Consider the following 19,016-nt stretch of genomic DNA (forward strand, 5'->3'; position numbering starts at 1 on the left):
CGCGGAAAACCACCAGGGCCATCTCTCCGTTGCAACGGACTATATAGTAATACTTTTTACGCAACAACACTTCCAAACTGCTGAATTTGAGCCTATGTTACGCCTTCTCCCGAAGAATATAGTCATACAATAAGAGAGCCGATCATGTCTGATAAGAAACCCACCCTGCGCTCCGCTCAATGGTTTGGCACTGCCGACAAGAACGGCTTCATGTACCGCAGCTGGATGAAGAATCAGGGCATCGCCGACCACCAGTTCCACGGCAAGCCGATCATCGGCATCTGCAACACCTGGTCGGAACTGACCCCCTGCAACGCGCATTTCCGCCAGATTGCGGAGCACGTCAAACGTGGGGTGATCGAGGCCGGGGGCTTCCCGGTGGAATTCCCGGTGTTCTCCAACGGTGAATCAAACCTGCGCCCGACCGCCATGCTCACCCGCAACCTGGCGAGCATGGACGTCGAAGAAGCGATTCGCGGCAACCCAATCGATGGCGTGGTGCTGTTGACCGGCTGCGACAAAACCACCCCGGCGTTGTTGATGGGCGCGGCCAGTTGCGACGTGCCGACGATCGTCGTCACCGGCGGGCCGATGCTCAACGGCAAGCACAAAGGTCAGGACATTGGCTCGGGCACCGTGGTTTGGCAGCTCAGCGAACAGGTGAAAGCCGGCACTATCACCCTCGACGATTTCCTCGCCGCCGAGGGTGGCATGTCCCGCTCGGCCGGCACCTGCAACACCATGGGCACCGCCTCGACCATGGCGTGCATGGCCGAAGCCCTCGGCACTTCCCTGCCGCACAACGCGGCGATTCCAGCGGTGGATGCGCGTCGTTATGTGTTGGCGCATATGTCCGGCATGCGTGCGGTGGAGATGGTTCGAGAAGACTTGAAGCTGTCGAAAATCCTTACCAAAGAGGCCTTCGAAAACGCCATTCGCGTGAACGCCGCCATCGGTGGTTCGACCAACGCCGTGATCCATTTAAAAGCCATTGCCGGGCGCATCGGCGTGGAACTGGACCTCGATGACTGGACCCGCATCGGTCGCGGCATGCCGACCATCGTCGACCTGCAACCGTCCGGACGTTTCCTGATGGAAGAGTTCTACTATGCCGGCGGCCTGCCAGCGGTGCTGCGACGTCTGGGGGAAGCCAACCTGATTCCGAATCCGAATGCGCTGACCGTCAACGGCAAGACCCTCGGCGAGAACACCAAGGACGCACCGATCTACGGTCAGGACGAAGTGATCCGCACCCTCGACAACCCGATCCGCGCCGACGGCGGGATCTGCGTATTGCGCGGCAACCTGGCGCCACTGGGTGCGGTGCTCAAGCCCTCCGCTGCCAGCACCGAACTGATGCAACATCGCGGGCGTGCGGTGGTGTTCGAGAACTTCGACATGTACAAGGCACGGATCAACGATCCGGAGCTGGAGGTGGATGCCAACTCGATTCTGGTGATGAAGAACTGTGGGCCGAAGGGTTATCCGGGCATGGCCGAAGTCGGCAACATGGGCTTGCCGGCCAAGCTGCTGGCCCAGGGCGTGACGGACATGGTGCGCATTTCCGACGCGCGCATGAGCGGCACGGCGTACGGCACCGTGGTTTTGCATGTGGCACCGGAAGCCGCTGCCGGCGGGCCTTTGGCGACAGTGAAGGAAGGTGACTGGATCGAGCTCGACTGCGCCAACGGTCGTCTGCACCTGGACATCCCGGATGCGGAACTGGCCGCGCGTATGGCTGATTTGCAGCCACCGCAGCAACTGATTGTGGGCGGTTATCGTCAGCTGTACATCGACCATGTGCTGCAGGCGGATCAGGGGTGCGATTTCGACTTCCTGGTGGGTTGCCGCGGTTCTGAAGTCCCCCGCCACTCCCACTAACACCACAAATCCCCTGTGGGAGCGAGCTTGCTCCGGGCGGCGTTCCGACGATAGCGGAGGATCATTCAACATCAATGTTGAATGTGATGCCCTCATCGCGAGCAAGCTCGCTCCCACATTTTGATCTTCATCTGATTCAGGACCGTGCTTGCTCTGGCGCGCCTGTTATCATGCGCGGCACCCCATCGCACAGGATCGCGCCGCTCCCCATGGATTACCGCAAACCCTCCGACCGCAAAAGCATGCACTCGCGTATCGTCCAGGAACTGGGCATGCAGATTGTTTCCGGACGCTTCAAGCCGTGTGACAAACTGCCCGCCGAAGCCCTGTTATGCGAGGAGTACGCGGTCAGCCGTCCAGTCCTGCGCGAAGCCACCCGGGTTTTGGTCGCCAAGGGTCTGGTGTATTCCCGTCCGCGAGTGGGCACGGTGGTCAAGCAGCGCAAGGAATGGCACATGCTCGATCCCGATGTGCTGCATTGGCTGATGCAAAGCAGCCCGCAGAATGAGTTTTTCGATTTGCTGACCAGCGTACGCAGCATCATCGAACCCGCTGCGGCCGCCCTCGCGGCGCAGTTCGCCACGGACGCTGACATCGCCTCCATCGGTGAAGCCTACCAACGCATGGAAGCGGCGCCGACACCGGAAGCGCTGCTGCAACCGGATCTGGATTTCCATAGCCGGATTGCCGATGCGACCCATAACGACTTGCTGGCCAACCTGTGCAACATGCTGTCGGTGGCGATTGCCGAAGCCCTGAAGCATTCCAACCAGCGGCCGAATCTGCATGAACTGGCATTGCCACGGCATAAGGCGATTCTGACGGCTATCGAGAATCGTGATGCACTCGGTGCACGGCATGCGACGTTGGTGCAGCTGGATGATGCGCGCAGTGCGCTGAATGTGGTGCTGGGTACCGATCCTTCATAACCACAGTGGCCGGTGTGACACTGAAATGTAAAAAGCCGCAACCCTGAGGTTGCGGCTTTTTAGTTTCAGCGATAGATCAGTGAGCAAACAACGAATTGCCCTTCTGCCCCGCCAGTTTTTCCGGTTTGATCAGGAACCGTGCCAGCGCTGGCAGCAGCCACAGTGCGCCGAACATGTTCCAGAGCAACATGAAGGTCAGCATCAGGCCCATGTCGGCCTGGAACTTGATGGCCGAGAAGATCCAGGTGCACACGCCGATCGCCAGGCACAGACCGGTGAACAACACGGCTTTACCGGTGGACTTCAGCGTCTGGTAGTACGCCTCTTGTAACGGCAGGCCGGCACGCAGGAAGCTTTCAAGTCGGCTGTAGATGTAGATCCCGTAGTCCACGCCAATCCCCACGCCCAGCGCCACCACCGGCAAGGTTGCGACTTTCACGCCGATGCCCATGAAGGCCATCAGGGCGTTGCCGAGTACCGAGGTGAGTACCAGCGGCAGCACGATGCACAAAGTCGCCGCCCAGGAACGGAAGGTGATCATGCACATGGCCGCGACGCAGATGTAGACGAGAATCAGGATGGTCAGCTCGGATTCCTTGATCACCTCGTTGGTGGCCGCCTCGATGCCAGCGTTACCGGCAGCGAGGATGAATTCCAGGCCTTCCTTGTTGTTCTCCTTGGCGAAGTCCTGCACTGCATGCACCGCGCGATCCAGGGTTTCGGCCTTGTGATCGTTGAGGAACACCAACACCGGTGCCAATGAGCAACTGTTGTTGTACAGACCATCAGCCCGAGCGATGGAGTTGTTCAGCACGTCCGGGTTACGCGACAGGGTTTCCCATTTCAGGTTGCCTTCGTTCATGCCCTTGATCATCTGCTTGGACACCGTCACCAGCGAGATCGCCGACTGCACGCCCTCGGTGTTCTGCATCTTCCACATCAGCTCGTCGATCGGCGCCATGGCTTCGAAGCGCGAGCAACCTTCAGACTTGGTCTTGACCATCACCACCAACACGTCGGAACTGGTGGAGTAGTTGCTGATGATGAAGTTGTTGTCCTTGTTGTAGCGCGAGTCCGGACGCAGTTCGGGAGCGCCCTGGTCGAGGTCACCGATTTTCAGGTTCTGGCTGTACCAAAGGCCACCACTGAAGGCCAGCAAGGCCAAAACAATCGACACCGGCGCGACTTTCGGGCTGGCAAAGTTCGACAGCAGACGCCAGAACGGGTGTTCGCGGGTTGCATCCTTTTTGCTGCGATCCACGGCGCGTTTGCTGATGCCGACGTAGGAAATCGCCACTGGCAGCAGGATCAGGTTGGTGAACACGATCACTGCCACGCCGATGGACGCGCCGATGGCCAGTTCGCGAATCACCCCGATGTCGATGATCAGCAGCGTGATGAAACCCACCGCATCCGCGAGGATCGCAATCATCCCCGGCAGGAACAACTGACGGAACGTACGCCGCGCCGCGGTCAAAGCGTTGTCCGCCTCGCTGGACTGCAAGGCAATACCGTTGATTTTCTGCACGCCGTGGGAAATACCGATGGCGAAGATCAGGAACGGCACCAGCATTGAATACGGATCAAGTCCGAAGCCGAAGAAATGCATCAAGCCGAGCTGCCAGACCACCGCCACCAGCGTTGTACTCAACACCGCCACGGTGCTGCGCATGCAGTTGGTGAACCAATACAGCAGGATCAACGTGATGACGAAGGCGACGCCGAAGAACATCACCACCATGACCAGCCCATCGATCAGGTCGCCGACTTTCTTGGCGAAACCGACGATGTGGATCTGCACGTTAGGGTTTTGGGCTTCGAACTTGTTGCGGATCTTGTCTTCGAGTTCGTGAGAGAACTTCCGATAGTCCAGCGCCAGCAACTTGCCTTGGTCTTGTGGGTCCGGGTAGGACTCCAGCAGCGGGATATCGACAATGCTCGACTTGAAGTCGTTGGCCACCAGACGCCCGACCTGACCGGACTTGAGCACGTTGTTGCGCAACAGATCGAGGCTTTGCTGGGAGCCGTTATAGCTCTGTGGAATCACTTCACCACCGGCGAAGCCCTCCTCTGTTACTTCGGTCCAGCGTACACTCGGGCTCCACAGCGACTTGAGGCCGGAACGGTCAACACCGGAGATGTAGAACACCTCGTCGTTGATCTGGCGCAGGGTCTCCATGTATTCCTTGGAGAAGATGTCGCCGTCGGTGGCCTCAACCGAGATCCGCACCGTGTTGCCCAGGTTCGCCAGATCGTTGCGGTGCTCCATCATCTTTTGAATGAACGGATGGTCGAGCGGGATCATTTTTTCGAAACTGGTGGACGGCCGGATCAGCGTCGCCTGCCAGAACAGAAAAATACTCACCAGCAGGCAGATCACGATCACTGCCGGGCGGTTGTTGAAAATCAGGCGTTCAAGAAACGTCGCCTTGTCTTGGTGATGACTGCTCAAGGATGTCATAGACCCGCCTTTTTATTATTTGCCCGGCTCATTTGGACGACCCATTTTTTCCATTCTCTGCGCCGGCGCCGTTAGGCGAGGTGACGCGAACGCCACCCTGTCCTGCCAGAATCAGATTGCCGTTGCCAGCCGCAGTCACCGCCGAAACGGAAATACGATCCGGACGGTTGAACACGCTGAAGCTTTCGCCGTTGTCGTTGCTGCTGATCACCGAGCCGCCGTTACCGACGATCACGATGGAACCGTCGTCGAGCAGCGTCGCGCCGGACAGACCGAATTCCAGCGCACCGCGAGCCGCCTTCAACTCGATCGGCTCCCAGCTGGTGCCGAAATCGGTGGAGCGAAACAGATTGCCCCGCAGCCCGTAGGCCAGCAGCGTATTGGCCTGAGCGGTGCCGATCACACCGAACAGCGAACCTTCGTATGGGCCTTCCAGCTTCTCCCAGGTCTGGCCCCAGTCGGCGGAGCGGAACATGCTGCCCTGCTCGCCAACGATGAACAGCCCGGCATCCTTGACCGCCGCAATGCCGTTGAGGTGGAACTGGTCTTCGTTGTCGAGGCGGTCGCTGGCGTCTTCCCAGTTTTTGCCGCCGTCGATGGTTTCCAGCAGCGCACCATAAGCGCCCACGGCAAAGCCGCTGTTGACGTCCTGGAACCAGACGTCGAGCAGCGGCGATTCGCGTTTCAGATCTTCAAATTGCTTGGTCCAGGTGACGCCACCGTCCTCGCTGGCGAGGATCTGAGCGTCATGGCCGACGGCCCAACCGTGTTTGTCGTCGACAAAAAATACTGAGGTCAGGAGTTGCCGGGTCGGCACCTTGGCCTGGGTCCAGGTCGCGCCCTGGTCATCGGAATACAGAATGTGCCCGCGATCCCCGACCGCCACCAAGCGCTTGCCGGCGTGCACGACGTCGAGCATCAGGCTCTTGCTGGCTTTGGCAGACTCAACGGAATAAACAATGTCGGATGCTTGCGCAGCAGCGGCCAGTACAGGTGCCGACAGCACGGCACAGCCCAACAGCGAGAGCGCTGTAGCCAGCAACGCGAATTTGCGTAATGCCGGCGGGCGGCAAATACCCACACCCATGACAGGCTCACTCATAGACCTTCCCCCATTATTATTGTTAGGTCGTTCAACCTTTCAGGGCGCCGTAAGGGCTGCTCTTCTGGATTGCCTTTTCTGGAGCATAGTCCTGGAATATGCAATCTAGAGCCCCTTCGGAAGCTGGCTTATCCTATCGGGGTTTGGAAAGGTCTGACAATCGACGCCACGTTATCTTTTGTTAACCTGGGGGATATGCGGGCTGGCTGAATGTTTGGGTATCAGGAAGGGTGATTGGGTTTCGGGTTTCGGCTACCGGTGACCAAGGCCCGCAGCAACGCGGGTTCTGTGCGGCTGACCTTGTCATAGAACGCCGCCAAGGTAGCCGGCAGATCATCCATCTGGCGTGCAGCGGCATGCAAGGAAGGCCGCAAGCCCAATGAAACATGGGGCATCACCGCCAGCAGCCGTGACCGCAGAAACGGACATGTACCCCAACCTTAAGTGAACAGCATTACCATCCACCGTGGCGCTGACCTGTTCAGTGCCCGCGAATGTAATGCTCCAGTTGCCGAATCAGATCGGCCTGTTCGACGATGGCTTCTTTGACCAGATCACCAATCGATAACAGGCCAATCAATTTGTCGCCCTCCAGCACCGGCAGGTGGCGCAGATGGCTGTCGGTCATGACCGCCATGCAACGCTCGATACTCTGCTGACTGTCGGCGGTCACCACGGGCGCGCTCATGATGTCGCGCACCGGCGTACCGACCGAGGAGCGCCCCTGCAGAACGACCTTGCGCGCATAGTCGCGCTCGCTGATCACGCCGACCACCTGCCCGGCCTCGATTACCGGAAGCGCGCCCACGTTCTTTTCGGCCATTATCCTCAGGGCTTCCAGCACCATTTCATCGGGCGCGATGCTATGCACCTGGCGGTTTTGCACGACCTTGAGTTTGAGCAATTGTGCGGCTGTTTTCATCAGTGCCTCCGATACCGTTGCGCGATTCTGTTGACCACCTTCAAGCCACCCCGACTTGCACCACGCCAGCGTTCAAGCGCACAGGCCAGACACGCAGACGCTGTTGCGGGGACTCCAGGCAGCTACCGTCCTCAAGCCGGAAATGCTGCTTGTAGATCGGCGATGCAACGACCAGATCACCCTTGATGCTGCCGACCAACCCGCGACCGATGACATTCGCCCCGGATTGCGGGTCATGGTTGTCGATGGCGTAGAGGGTCCGACCCTCGGCACCCGGCAGGTAGAACAGCGCCACTTGTGCGCCCTCGAGCCAGACGACGACGCCGGAGTTGCTAACCAGATCCTGTTGCTCACACACCGTTTGCCAGGCATCGGTGCTTTCCAGGGAATCGATGCGTTGGGTAGTGGACTGACTCATCAGACAATCTCCTCGGTAACAGGGATAAGGTTGAGTTCTGCGGCCATAATCGGGCGCCGCTGGCCACGTTCCTGGACAAAGTGGATGTCCGGGTCCGGGCGTTTATCGTTGACAAAGGTACGGAAGCGCTTGAGTTTTTCCGGGTCTTTGAGGGCGTTGGCCCACTCGCATTCATAGCGGTTGACCACCAACTGCATCTGCGACTCGAGCTCTTCACCCAGCCCGAGGCTGTCGTTGATGATCACCTCTTTAAGGTAATCGAGGCCGCCTTCCAGGCTTTCGCGCCACACCGAGGTGCGCTGCAATTTGTCGGCGGTGCGGATGTAGAACATCAGGAAGCGGTCGATGTAACGGATCAGGGTTTCATCATCGAGGTCGGTGGCGAACAGCTCGGCGTGGCGCGGGCGCATGCCGCCGTTACCGGCGATGTAAAGGTTCCAGCCCTTCTCGGTGGCGATCACGCCAACGTCTTTGCTCTGGGCCTCGGCACATTCCCGGGTGCAACCGGACACCGCAAACTTGAGCTTGTGCGGCGAACGCAGGCCTTTGTAGCGGTCCTCGATGGTCAGGGCCATTTGCACGCTGTCCTGCACGCCATAACGGCACCAGGTACTGCCGACACAGGACTTCACCGTGCGGGTCGATTTGCCGTAGGCGTGACCGGTTTCGAAACCGGCTTCAATCAGCTCAGCCCAGATGTCCGGCAGTTCATGCAACTGCGCGCCGAACAGGTCGATACGCTGGCCGCCGGTGATTTTGGTGTAGAGGGCGTATTTCTTCGCCACCACACCGATCGCGATCAGTTTGTCGGCGGTGATCTCACCACCGGGGATACGCGGCACCACCGAATAGGTGCCGTTTTTCTGCATGTTGGCCATGAAGGTGTCGTTGGTGTCCTGCAGCGGCACCAGCGAGGCGTCCATGATCGGCTGATTCCAGCACGACGCGAGGATCGAGCCCACCGCCGGTTTGCAGACGTCGCAACCGGTGTGGCCACGGCCATGCTTGGCCAGCAGTTCTTCGAAGGTGATCACCCCTTCTACCCGCACCAGCGCATAAAGCTCTTGGCGGGTATAGGCAAAGTGTTCGCACAGGCTCTTGTCGACGCTGACGCCACGGGCAATCAACTCATGCTCGAAGACCTGCTTGAGCAGCCCGGCACAACCACCGCAACCGGTGCAGGCTTTGGTCTGCGATTTGAGCAGGCCGAGGTCGGTGCAGCCACCGTCGATGGCCGAGCAAATGGAACCCTTGGTGACGTTGTGGCACGAGCAGACCGTTGCCGACTCGGGCAAGGCGCCGGGGCCCAGGGTCGCCGCGCCTTCGGACGACGGCAGAATCAGGCTGGCGGGTTCCGCCGGCAGCGCAATCGCGTTCTGCATGTATTGCAGCAGCGTGTCGTAATAGCTGTTGTCACCGACCAGCACCGCACCGAGTACGTGTTTGCCCGTCGCATCCACCACCAAGCGTCGGTAACTGGCCGTGGTTTCGTCGATGAACTGATAACTGCGCGCGCCCGGCGTGCTGCCGTGCGCGTCGCCGATGGAGCCGACATCGACGCCCAGCAGCTTGAGCTTGGTCGACATGTCCGCGCCCATGAACGGCTCGGCCGCTTCGTTGCACAAAAGTGCAGCGACGCCGCGCGCCATCTGGTAACCCGGGGCGACCAGACCAAAAATGCTGCCATTCCAGGCGGCACACTCGCCGATGGCATAGATGTTCGGATCGCTGCTCAGGCATTGGTCGTCAATCAAGACGCCGCCGCGCGGGCCGACTTCCAGCGAGCATTGACGGGCCAGTGCGTCTTGCGCGCGGATACCGGCGGAGAACACGATCAGGTCGGCTTCAAGAAATTCGTCATTGGCGAAGTTCATCCGGTAGCGGTATTCCTCGCCTACGCTGATTGATTGCGTTCCGCGCGACAGGTGCACACCGACGCCGAGCCGTTCGATCTGCGCCTTGAGCGCCAGGCCACCGTACTCGTCCAGCTGCACCGGCATCAGGCGTGGGGCAAACTCCACCACGTGAGCTTCCAGCCCCAGGGTTTTCAGGGCGTTGGCCGCTTCCAGTCCCAGCAAGCCACCGCCGACGACCACACCGCGTCGGGCGTTGCTTGCCGCGGCACGAATGGCGTCGAGGTCTTCAAGGGTGCGATACACCAGCCGCGAATCGCCCTCCGCGCCTTCGATTGGCGGCACAAACGGATAGGACCCGGTGGCCAGCACCAATTTGTCGTAGGTGACGCAGCCTTGCGCGGTGATCACCTGGCGACGGACGCGATCGATTTCCAACACCGGCACACCCAAATGCAGGGTGACGCCCGGGGTCTGGTACAGCGAGGCTGCCCCAAGGGCCAACGACTCGGCATCACGGCCGGAGAAATACTCGGAAAGGTGCACGCGGTCGTAGGCACGCATCGGCTCCTCGCTGAAGACGTGCAGCCGATAGTGATCAAGGGCGCCGCGTTCGATCAGCTGTTCGACACAATGATGTCCGACCATGCCATTGCCGATCACGATCAGCGTTTGCAGCTTGTTCAAAGTGGCAACATTGGAATTCATAAGAGACACCCGTCGATAGCTGTTCAAAAAGCAAAAAAAAACGCCTGAAACCTTGCGGTTCCAGGCGTCTTTGCCTGTTCATTTACGGTGCCAAGTCAGGCATCTATGCCGGATCCACCGATGTTGCCCACGACCTGATCGGCCAATCGATCGTCGTTGACCGAGGGGGCTGCCCACTCGACTGCGTTCACAGTGGGCCTGAACAGTGTCCTGCAGACTTTGTGCCAATCGGCGATTTGCAGTACTTGCGCAGGTAAATATGACCACGGCGGCCCATGACAATCCGAAATGTGCCTTCGCATAGTGCAGCGCAGTGTTGCGCGGCCTTATAAAAGTGCACGAAGGCGATCCCGATCCGGATCAGAATTTGCCACCCAGCATGCAGCCGGGGGCATGGGTGATGAACAGTGGCGGACGTGACGCCTGCACCACCGATTGAGGCGTCACACCGCACGCCCAGAATACCGGTATTTCGTCAGCTTCAACGGGCACGGCATCGCCGTAGTCCGGGGTGTTGAGTGCGCGGATACCGATCAGCGACGGATCGCCGATGTGCACGGGAGCGCCGTGGACGTTGGGCATGCGCGCGGTGATTTGAATGGCCTGGATGGCGGCAGCCGCATTCATCGGCCGCATGCTCACCACCAGCTTGCCACTCAGTCGGGCGGTGGGGAAAACCGGGGCAACTCACAGTTTTTACTCGATATTACTTACTCCCTGTCTTTCGTCGTGCGGATGAGATTGTCCCGTAATTTCACAATGGCCTTCTGCATTTGCACGAAGTCGTCGGGATCAAGACCGGTTTGCGGGAAGCCGTCTTCCGAGAGACCTTCGCGCAGTTTCCGCCCCTCTTTTGTAAGACTGATCCGCACCTGGCGTTCGTCTTCCGGGTCGCGCTGGCGCAGCAAATACCCCATCGCTTCCAACTTCTTCAGGATCGGGGTGAGGGTGTTAGATTCGAGGAAGAGCTTTTCGCCGAGGCTGCCAACAGTCTGGTTGTCTTCCTCCCACAGGACAACGAGGGTGATGTATTGCGTATAGGTCAGTCCGAGCCGTTCGAGCATTGGCTTGTAAGCCTTGCCAAAGGCGAGGTTAGAGGAATAGACCGCAAAACACAGAAAGTCGGAAAGCTTCAGGTCGAGGGCGGCTGTCTTTTCAGTGGATTTCATGAGCACTCTCTGTGGCCAAAGAAGCATGGATTGCATAGCCGAACTATACATCGCATGCGATGGTATCGGAAGCACTCACCCTTTCCTCTGGTCGCGCGGTTCGGATCACTTTCACGCATGACAATCAATGATCCGAACCGAGCCATCCTGATCATTACGCAATCAGAATCAGGTCCTCGGTGCCTGTGGGCTTGTCACTTACCTCAGCGACTTGAATCCGGCACTACCGAGTCGCTGCTGGAAATCCTGCACATGATCTCCGAGACGGATTACCTGACCATTGAGCCCAGCATGCTTGCGGGCATGAAGTTGTTTTCCTCGTCGCTTACGAGCATTTCGATTCGGGAGCCGTTGGAGTCGTGTGAGGTGTGCTTGATCAGCCGTCGAATGTTGGATTTTCCTCGGTTACGTAGTCGTCCAGACACTCCGGCAGCAGCGTCACCTTCGTCCGAGTCTCACCCCCCAATGAATCGCTTCATGATCACCCCGTCCATGCGCCTTGCTGCCGGCGATGGGCGGCCCCATCAGCTGCCGTACACTTTCGCCGCTGGCACCGCCCGGACCAACAATTGCGCTACCGCCTCACCCACCTCGCCCACCGTCCAACGCCCTTGCCTGTCCAGCTCCGGACCTCTACGCCAGCCGTCGGCAATCGACAATTTGCCGCCCTCGACTTCGAACATCTGCCCGTTGATCACACTGGACGCTTGCGAGCCGAGCCAGACCACCAACGGTGCAACGTTTTCCGGAGCGAAGTAGTCGAAGCCCTCTTCGGGTTTTTTCATGGTATCGGCGAACACCTGCTCGGTCATGCCGGTGCGCGCGGCCGGGGCCAGGGCATTGACGGTAATGCCATAGCGACCCAATTCCGCCGCCTGCACCAGCGTCAACGCAGCGATACCGGCCTTGGCAGCGGCATAGTTGGACTGACCGATGGAGCCCTGCAAACCGGCCCCGGAACTGGTGTTGATGATCCGCGCACTCAACTGCGCACCACCCTTGGCCTGCTCGCGCCAGTAACGCGCGGCGTGGCTGGCGATACAGAAGTGGCCTTTGAGGTGCACGGCCACCACCGCATCCCAGTCGGCTTCGGTGAGGCTGGTGAACATGCGGTCGCGACAGATGCCGGCGTTATTGACCACCACGTCCAGGCCGCCGAAGGTTTCGATGGCCTGGCGCACGATCAACGCCGCATCGTCGTAGCGGGTAATGTCGTTGCTGTTAGCCACCGCCACACCGCCCTGCGCCTCAATCTCGGCGACCACGGCCAGCGCTGCTTCTCGGTTGATATCGTTGACGACCACTTTGGCGCCCTCGGCGGCGAAGGCCACCGCGTAGGCCCGGCCCAATCCACCACCGGCACCGGTGATGATCACCACGCGATTCTCACAGATTTTCATGTTCCTGCTCCCTTCAATTACATCGCTTACAAGCGTTCGATAATCGTCACGTTGGCCTGGCCGCCGCCTTCGCACATGGTCTGCAAGCCGAAGCGACCACCGCTGCGTTCCAGCTCATGCAGCAGGCTGCACATCAACCGGGTACCGGTGGCGCCCAATGGATGGCCGAGGGCAATTGCGCCGCCGTTGACGTTGGTCTGTTCGTGGGGATAACCGGTCTCTTTGAGCCAGGCCATCGCGACCGAGGCGAAGGCTTCGTTGATCTCCACCCGATCAATGTCTTCAAGCTTCATCCCGGCTCGCTCGAGTGCATAAGCGGTGGCCGGGATTGGAGCGGTGAGCATCCAGATCGGGTCTTCGGCTCGCACGCTGAGGTGGTGGATACGCGCGCGCGGTGTCAGCCCGTAGCGCTTGAGTGCTGCTTCAGAAACGATCAGCATCGCGCTGGCCGCGTCGCAGGTCTGGCTGGACACTGCCGCGGTCACCCGGTCGCAGCCAAACAGAACGTCCAGTTCGGCCATTTTCGCCAGGCTGGTCTGGCGCGGCGTCTCGTCGTGCACGACTCCGGCCAGTGGCACAATTTCCCGGTTGAACCGCCCTTGCTCGATGGCCCGCAATGCCCGCTGATGGGACTCCAATGAATAGGCTTCCAGTTGTTCGCGGGACAGCCCCCACTTCTCGGCAATCATCTGCGCCGAACGGAATTGAGTCGGCGGTTGTGCGCCATAACGCCGGACCCAACCTTCGGAGCCGCTGAACGGATCACTGAAGCCCAGCGGTTCGGCAGCGATCATCGCTGAGGAAATAGGAATCTGGGTCATGGTTTGCACGCCGCCGGCGACGACCACATCCTGGGTGCCGCTCATCACCGCTTGGGCGGCAAAGTGCACCGCTTGCTGGGACGAACCGCATTGGCGATCGATGGTGGTGCCAGGTACCGCCTGCGACAGGCCGGCGGCCAGCCAACTGGTGCGGGCAATGTCCCCGGCCAGCGGACCGATGGTGTCGACACAGCCGAAGATCACGTCGTCGTAATCGTCATCGGGGATGTCGTTGCGCTCGACTAGCGCTCGCAAGACGTGCGCGCCTAGATCAGCTGCGTGAATCTGGCTCAAACCACCCTTGCGCCGCCCAGTGGGTGTACGCAGTGCGTCGACAATATAGGCTTCAGGCATGGTGTACCTCGGGGTAAATGTTGACGTCGGGCACAGTCGCCGTCAGAAAGTGTTGCCAGCACCCAGTGCTGGATTGCCGTCGAACAACGCCGCGCGGATCCGCCCTTTGTGATGGCCACGATCACCCCAGACTTTATCCAGCGCCCAGGCGCGCTTCATGAACAAATGCAGGTCGACTTCCCAGGTGTAACCCATGGCGCCGTGAGCCTGAATGGTGTTTTTTGCGGCGAGCATGGCGGCTTCCGAAGTTGCCAACTTGGCATGGGACACCAACACTTCCTGCCCCGGTTGCTGCTCGGCCAGTGCATAGGCGGCGCGATACAGCGGCCCTTTGGCGAACTCGATCTGCACCGCGACGTTGGCCATCAAATGCTTGACCGCCTGGAACGAACCCACCGGTTTGCCAAACTGTTTGCGCTCAAAGGTGTAATCCACCGCGAGGTCGACCATGCGCTTGGCCAGTCCCAGCATTTGCGCGGCACTGCCCAGGGCGCCACGATTAAACGCAGCGGCCCACAAGCGCCGGCCCTGTTCGCCAGCGGCCACGCAGGTGGCGGGCGTTGGCGTCCAGTCGACCTGAAACAACTGCCGACTGGGATCGACCGACACATTGCGGGTCAGGCGCACCGCGCCAGGTTCGACCGCATGCACCTCATCGCCATGAGCCAACAACAGCAAATCGGCGACATGAGCATCGCTGACCAGCGGGTTACCCGGTTCGGCAATCGCCAACCGTGCGTGGCCTTCCGCGACCCGCGCCAACCAGTGTTGTTTGAGCGCCACGTGGCTTTCATCAAGGCCGGCGAGCAACGGCACGCCGATCAGCATCGTGTCCACTAGCGGCTCGGGCAGACCGGCATAACCACATTCCTGAGCAAGCAGAATGAAGTCCAGCTCATTCATGCCCATCCCGTCTTGCTCTTCGGGAACGGTCAGCGCGGTCAGGCCCAATTCCACCAGTTGCGCCCACAGTTGATCGCTACGCCCGCTGTCGCTGAGCCACAATTCGCGAATGCGCTCCGGAGTGACCTCGTTGATCAGAAAACTCCTGACGTTGTCCTGGAACAGCAACTGGTCGCGGCTGAAACTAAAGTCCATGGTCTATTCCTCAGGCACGCGGCATGCCGAGCATGCGTTCGGCAATGATGTTGCGCTGGATCTCGTTGGTGCCGGCGTAGATCGGTCCGGCCTGGGCAAACAGAAAACCTTCCAGCCAATGGCCGACGTCGCCCGCAGCAGATGCTTCGGGCAGCAGCTCGCCACGCAAGCCGAGAATGCTCATGGCGGTGTCGTGCATGCGCTGATCGAGTTCCGACCAGAAGATTTTGTTGGTCGAAGACTCCGGTCCGATCTTGCCGCCCTGCACCAGTTTCGACGCGGTCATGTAGGTGCTCAGGGTGTAAGCCTCGGCGTCCAGCCAGGCGCGCATCACCGACTCGCCAATGTCCGGGTCACGGTCAGCCTGCTCACGATTGGCCTGGTACAGCTGCACCAGGCGCCGAGCGGTTTCCTGAAAACGTGCGGGTGAACGCAGCAGCAAACCACGCTCGAACCCGGCGGTGGACATTGCCACATGCCAACCCATGCCCTCGCCGCCCAGCGCGTTTTCCACTGGAACCTTGACGTCGTCGAAGAAAATCTCGGCGAACCCGGGCAAGCCATTGAGCTGCGGAATCGGCCGTACCGTGATCCCCGGACTGTCGAGCGGCAGCAGAATAAACGTCAGGCCTTGATGGCGCTGGGAGTGAAGGTCGGTGCGGAAGATTCCGAACACCCAGTCGGCCCACACGGCGCGAGTCGACCAGGTTTTCTGGCCGTTGATCACATAGTGGTCGCCGACCCGTTCGGCGCGCGAGCGGATCGCCGCCATGTCGGAGCCGGCGCCTGGTTCGGACCAGGCCTGGGCCCAGATGTCTTCGCCAGTGGCCATACGCGGCAAAAAGCGCGCTTTCTGTTCGTCGCTGCCATATTCCATCAGCGTCGGGCCGAGCAGGAAGATGCCGTTCTGGTTAACCCGTGCAGGCGCGCCAGAGCGATAGTATTCCTCCTCGAAGATCAACCATTCGATCAAGTCGCAACCGCGCCCGCCGAGATCGATCGGCCAGGTGACCATGCCCCAGCGACCGTCGTTAAGCCGGTTTTCCCAGGCACGGTGGTCGGCAAAGCCTTGCTTGGTGTCGAACGATTGCAGCGGTTCGCGGGGTACATTAGCCGTCAACCAGGCCCGCGCCTCGGCGCGAAAGGCCTGCTGGGCCGGGGTGTATGTCAGGTCCATGAGAGTGCCTTCAGCCGTTGAAGTGGGCATCGCGCTTCTCGACGAACGAGTCGCGTGCTTCCTGTGAGTCCAATGAGCGATAAGCCTCGAGAGTGAAGCCCTGCTCCCAGCGATATTTGTCTTCCAGATTGCCGTCTTCGATACCGCTCAGCGCTTCTTTGGCGAGGCTGATCATGGCCGGGCTCTTGGCGGCAATGGTGCGGGCGATCTGCAACGCGGCCTCACGCAATTCCTCGCGCTTGACCACACGCTCTACCGCCCCCAGGCGCCAGGCCTCGGCGGCGTCGATCATCTCGCCGGTGAAGTACATGTGACGGACCTTCTGCACCGGGAACAGCCGCTGCAAATGCGCGCCGCCACCCATGGCACCGCGATCGACCTCTGGCACACCGAAGCTGGCGCACTCGGAGGCCACCAGAATGTCGGCCGCGCCGCAGATGCCGATGCCGCCGCCGAGGACGAAGCCGTGTACGGCGACGATGACCGGTTTGGGATTGCGGTGAATGGCCTTGAAGCTGTCGTAGTTGCCTTTGTTCACCGCCACAATCAGGTTGCCATCGGCGGCCAGTTCCTTGATGTCGACCCCGGCACAGAAACCGCGACCTTCGGCGCGAATCACGATCACCCGCACGCTGCTGTCGCGACCGAGGCCTTCGATCTCGCTGGCGATATCGGCCCAGCCCTGACAATTGAAGGCGTTGACCGGTGGCTGGTTGAACACCAGTTCGGCGATGCCGTTATCGATACTGACGCTAAATGGTTTCATGCCTTTCCCCTTCACGACACACGGCGGCACAGCACGTCCAGACGCAATTCGGCGTCGCGGACGATCTGTTCAATCAATTGGGCGCAGCTGGGCAAGCTGTCGATAGACGCGGCGATCTGGCCGGCGGGCAGTACACCTTCGGCGGGTAACCCGTCGACCATGGCTTTCTGAATCACCATCGGCGCATTGGCGGCCATAATGCTTTGCGCGGCCGTCAGTTCACCGCTGCCGCGCATTTTCAACGCGCTGGCGAGCAACTGCATCAGGCTCATGCCGGTGTGGCGGCGGTAAGCCAGGCCACTCTGGAACGCCAGCAGCAAGCGCTTGAAATTGCCGCTGGCTTCCAGCTGGTTGAGTAATTCGTTGCGGATCATCCGTTGCGGCATGCCGTCGATGGCGCGGCTGATGATGATTGCCGCCGGGTCCTTGACCGCGAGGTAACGCGCCAGGGTCGCCTGCGGCACCGGGCTGTCGGCACACATCAGAAAGCGCGTGCCCATGGCGATGCCTTCGGCGCCGTAGGCCAAGGCCGAGACCAGGCCTTTACCATCCTTGAAACCACCGGCGGCCACCACGGGCACCGAGACCGCGTTGACCACTTGATCGAGCAGCAACGAAGTCGGTACCGACCCGGTATGCCCGCCGCCCTCACCGCCTTGTACGGTGACGGCGTCAGCGCCCATTTCCACGGCTTTTTGCGCGTGTTTCAGAGCGCCAACCGTGGGCATGCACACCACGCCGGCGTTCTTCAGACGGCTGATCATTTGCTTGCCGGGCGAGCGGCTGTAGCTGACCGCCCTGACGTTGTGGCGCAGCACCAGCTCAACAATCTCGCCGGCGTTGGCCTGGTACATATGAAAATTGACCCCGAACGGCTGATCGGTCAGGCGCTGTGTTTCGAGGATCGCCGCTTCCATCCGTTGCGGCTCTATGGTCGCCCCGGCGAGAAAACCGAAGCCGCCGGCATTGCCGGTGGCCGCCACCAGTTTCGGGTCAGCGACCCAACCCATGGCGGTCTGGATGATCGGGTAGCGGCAACCGAGCAACTCGGTCAGTCGAGTGTTCAGAGAGATCGCCATGCTTACGCCCCACCCGATGTGCGCTGCGAACTGGCCATGGCCTTGGCGTCATAACCGCCGAGCCGGTCACCGGACACCAGCTCATTGTGGGCATGGGCGAAGTGGTGCAGACCGAAGACCATGTCCATGGTTGCGCGTTTGCCCATCAGGTCTTCGGCGTTGTTGACCGCCTGCTTGCTCAGTTGCAGACCGAGGCGCGGCATCTGCGCGATGCGCCCGGCGATGTCGAGGGTTTCCTGTTCCAGCGCTTCACGCGGCACCACCCGATTGAGCATGCCCATCTGGTAGGCGCGCACCGCCGGCATGCGCTCGCCGAGGAACAAAAACTCCTTGGCGATTCGCGAGTTCAGCTCATGCACATGGGCGAAATACTCGACCCCGGGAATGCCCATCCGCACCACCGGATCCGCGAAGTACGAATCCTCACTGGCGACGATCAGGTCGCAGACCCAGGCCAGCATCAGCCCGCCCGCGATGCACGCCCCCTGAACCATGGCGATGGTTGGCTTGGGCATTTCGCGCCAGCGTCGGCACATGCCCAGGTAGACTTCCTGCTCCCTGGCATAGAGAAACTCGCCGCCCGGCTTGTTCACATGGTCGTACCACAGGCTGGCACGGTCGAAGGTCTGATCGACGTCGCGACCCGGCGTGCCAATGTCATGCCCGGCGGAGAAATGCTTGCCGGCACCCCGCAGCACAATGACTTTCACTTCATCGTCATCACAGGCCCGGCGAAACGCCGCGTCCAGCGCGTAGGTCATCTGCGAGTTCTGCGCGTTGTGGTACTCGGGGCGGTTCATGGTGACAAGGGCCACCGCGTCGCGCACTTCGTACAACACCACCTCGGCCTCGTTCTTGTCGTTATGTTCAGCCATCAC

Annotated in this window: 15 protein-coding genes and 2 pseudogenes; 2 read left to right on the forward strand and 15 right to left on the reverse strand. The window is 60.5% G+C overall.

What is annotated here, in order from left to right; translation table 11 throughout:
* Positions 1-144: 144 nt before the first annotated feature.
* Both ACYZT7_RS19155 and ACYZT7_RS19160 read left to right on the forward strand, forming a co-directional pair.
* Complete coding sequence (locus ACYZT7_RS19155) at positions 145-1,881, forward strand: IlvD/Edd family dehydratase (protein WP_462037792.1); 1,737 nt, start codon at positions 145-147, stop codon at positions 1,879-1,881.
* A 209-nt stretch (positions 1,882-2,090) separates the two neighbouring features.
* On the forward strand, positions 2,091-2,810 hold the full coding sequence (locus ACYZT7_RS19160; protein WP_094467649.1) for a FadR/GntR family transcriptional regulator: 720 nt from the start codon (positions 2,091-2,093) through the stop codon (positions 2,808-2,810).
* A 76-nt stretch (positions 2,811-2,886) separates the two neighbouring features.
* Here the strand turns inward: ACYZT7_RS19160 and ACYZT7_RS19165 are convergent, their stop codons facing one another.
* The 15 genes and pseudogenes from ACYZT7_RS19165 to ACYZT7_RS19235 all read right to left on the reverse strand — a co-directional run bounded on the left by ACYZT7_RS19165 (position 2,887) and on the right by ACYZT7_RS19235 (position 19,013).
* Positions 2,887-5,271 carry an efflux RND transporter permease subunit gene (locus ACYZT7_RS19165; RefSeq protein ID WP_449643335.1) on the reverse strand — a complete coding sequence of 795 codons (2,385 nt, stop codon included), beginning with the start codon at positions 5,269-5,271 and terminating at the stop codon, positions 2,887-2,889.
* Positions 5,272-5,299: 28 nt separating this feature from the next.
* On the reverse strand, positions 5,300-6,373 hold the full coding sequence (locus tag ACYZT7_RS19170; protein ID WP_462037793.1) for a WD40/YVTN/BNR-like repeat-containing protein: 1,074 nt from the start codon (positions 6,371-6,373) through the stop codon (positions 5,300-5,302).
* A gap of 254 nt (positions 6,374-6,627) precedes the next feature.
* Positions 6,628-6,768, reverse strand: a pseudogene (locus ACYZT7_RS19175) (IS4 family transposase); the annotation flags it as partial.
* An 86-nt stretch (positions 6,769-6,854) separates the two neighbouring features.
* A complete protein-coding gene (locus ACYZT7_RS19180; RefSeq protein WP_462037794.1) occupies positions 6,855-7,295 on the reverse strand; it encodes a CBS domain-containing protein in 441 nt (146 codons plus the stop codon).
* Positions 7,296-7,335: 40 nt separating this feature from the next.
* Positions 7,336-7,713 (reverse strand): nitrite reductase small subunit NirD, encoded by a 378-nt coding sequence (nirD, locus tag ACYZT7_RS19185; protein ID WP_462037795.1) that lies wholly within the window; start codon positions 7,711-7,713, stop codon positions 7,336-7,338.
* A complete protein-coding gene (gene nirB / locus ACYZT7_RS19190; RefSeq protein WP_462037796.1) occupies positions 7,713-10,274 on the reverse strand; it encodes a nitrite reductase large subunit NirB in 2,562 nt (853 codons plus the stop codon). Before nirB ends, nirD begins: the two co-directional genes overlap by 1 nt.
* Positions 10,275-10,634: 360 nt before the next feature.
* Positions 10,635-10,946: pseudogene (locus ACYZT7_RS19195) on the reverse strand (D-glutamate cyclase family protein); the annotation flags it as partial.
* A 38-nt stretch (positions 10,947-10,984) separates the two neighbouring features.
* Positions 10,985-11,443, reverse strand: coding sequence for a MarR family winged helix-turn-helix transcriptional regulator (locus ACYZT7_RS19200; protein WP_462037797.1), 459 nt, complete (start codon positions 11,441-11,443; stop codon positions 10,985-10,987).
* Between the two features lie 524 nt (positions 11,444-11,967).
* Positions 11,968-12,843 carry an SDR family oxidoreductase gene (locus ACYZT7_RS19205; protein ID WP_462037798.1) on the reverse strand — a complete coding sequence of 292 codons (876 nt, stop codon included), beginning with the start codon at positions 12,841-12,843 and terminating at the stop codon, positions 11,968-11,970.
* A gap of 26 nt (positions 12,844-12,869) precedes the next feature.
* Positions 12,870-14,018 (reverse strand): acetyl-CoA C-acetyltransferase, encoded by a 1,149-nt coding sequence (locus ACYZT7_RS19210; RefSeq protein ID WP_462037799.1) that lies wholly within the window; start codon positions 14,016-14,018, stop codon positions 12,870-12,872.
* 42 nt (positions 14,019-14,060) lie between these two features.
* Positions 14,061-15,116, reverse strand: coding sequence for an acyl-CoA dehydrogenase family protein (locus ACYZT7_RS19215; protein ID WP_462037800.1), 1,056 nt, complete (start codon positions 15,114-15,116; stop codon positions 14,061-14,063).
* Positions 15,117-15,126: 10 nt separating this feature from the next.
* On the reverse strand, positions 15,127-16,293 hold the full coding sequence (locus ACYZT7_RS19220; RefSeq protein WP_462037801.1) for an acyl-CoA dehydrogenase family protein: 1,167 nt from the start codon (positions 16,291-16,293) through the stop codon (positions 15,127-15,129).
* Positions 16,294-16,303: 10 nt separating this feature from the next.
* On the reverse strand, positions 16,304-17,059 hold the full coding sequence (locus ACYZT7_RS19225; protein WP_462037802.1) for an enoyl-CoA hydratase family protein: 756 nt from the start codon (positions 17,057-17,059) through the stop codon (positions 16,304-16,306).
* Positions 17,060-17,070: 11 nt separating this feature from the next.
* Positions 17,071-18,138, reverse strand: a complete 1,068-nt coding sequence (locus ACYZT7_RS19230) for an NAD(P)H-dependent flavin oxidoreductase (RefSeq protein WP_462037803.1) — start codon at positions 18,136-18,138, stop codon at positions 17,071-17,073.
* 2 nt (positions 18,139-18,140) lie between these two features.
* Positions 18,141-19,013, reverse strand: coding sequence for an enoyl-CoA hydratase (locus ACYZT7_RS19235; RefSeq protein WP_462037804.1), 873 nt, complete (start codon positions 19,011-19,013; stop codon positions 18,141-18,143).
* Positions 19,014-19,016 lie beyond the last annotated feature (3 nt).

This window comes from Pseudomonas sp. RT4P38, assembly GCF_054897765.1.

What these genes read in the sequence shown, in the direction of transcription:
- ACYZT7_RS19155 (WP_462037792.1), top strand. Translation starts at nt 145, where the DNA reads ATGTCTGATAAGAAACCCACCCTGCGCTCCGCTCAATGGTTTGGCACT.
- ACYZT7_RS19160 (WP_094467649.1), top strand. Translation starts at nt 2,091, where the DNA reads ATGGATTACCGCAAACCCTCCGACCGCAAAAGCATGCACTCGCGTATC.
- ACYZT7_RS19165 (WP_449643335.1), bottom strand. Translation starts at nt 5,271, where the DNA reads ATGACATCCTTGAGCAGTCATCACCAAGACAAGGCGACGTTTCTTGAA.
- ACYZT7_RS19170 (WP_462037793.1), bottom strand. Translation starts at nt 6,373, where the DNA reads ATGAGTGAGCCTGTCATGGGTGTGGGTATTTGCCGCCCGCCGGCATTA.
- ACYZT7_RS19180 (WP_462037794.1), bottom strand. Translation starts at nt 7,295, where the DNA reads ATGAAAACAGCCGCACAATTGCTCAAACTCAAGGTCGTGCAAAACCGC.
- nirD (WP_462037795.1), bottom strand. Translation starts at nt 7,713, where the DNA reads ATGAGTCAGTCCACTACCCAACGCATCGATTCCCTGGAAAGCACCGAT.
- nirB (WP_462037796.1), bottom strand. Translation starts at nt 10,274, where the DNA reads ATGAATTCCAATGTTGCCACTTTGAACAAGCTGCAAACGCTGATCGTG.
- ACYZT7_RS19200 (WP_462037797.1), bottom strand. Translation starts at nt 11,443, where the DNA reads ATGAAATCCACTGAAAAGACAGCCGCCCTCGACCTGAAGCTTTCCGAC.
- ACYZT7_RS19205 (WP_462037798.1), bottom strand. Translation starts at nt 12,843, where the DNA reads ATGAAAATCTGTGAGAATCGCGTGGTGATCATCACCGGTGCCGGTGGT.
- ACYZT7_RS19210 (WP_462037799.1), bottom strand. Translation starts at nt 14,018, where the DNA reads ATGCCTGAAGCCTATATTGTCGACGCACTGCGTACACCCACTGGGCGG.
- ACYZT7_RS19215 (WP_462037800.1), bottom strand. Translation starts at nt 15,116, where the DNA reads ATGGACTTTAGTTTCAGCCGCGACCAGTTGCTGTTCCAGGACAACGTC.
- ACYZT7_RS19220 (WP_462037801.1), bottom strand. Translation starts at nt 16,293, where the DNA reads ATGGACCTGACATACACCCCGGCCCAGCAGGCCTTTCGCGCCGAGGCG.
- ACYZT7_RS19225 (WP_462037802.1), bottom strand. Translation starts at nt 17,059, where the DNA reads ATGAAACCATTTAGCGTCAGTATCGATAACGGCATCGCCGAACTGGTG.
- ACYZT7_RS19230 (WP_462037803.1), bottom strand. Translation starts at nt 18,138, where the DNA reads ATGGCGATCTCTCTGAACACTCGACTGACCGAGTTGCTCGGTTGCCGC.
- ACYZT7_RS19235 (WP_462037804.1), bottom strand. Translation starts at nt 19,013, where the DNA reads ATGGCTGAACATAACGACAAGAACGAGGCCGAGGTGGTGTTGTACGAA.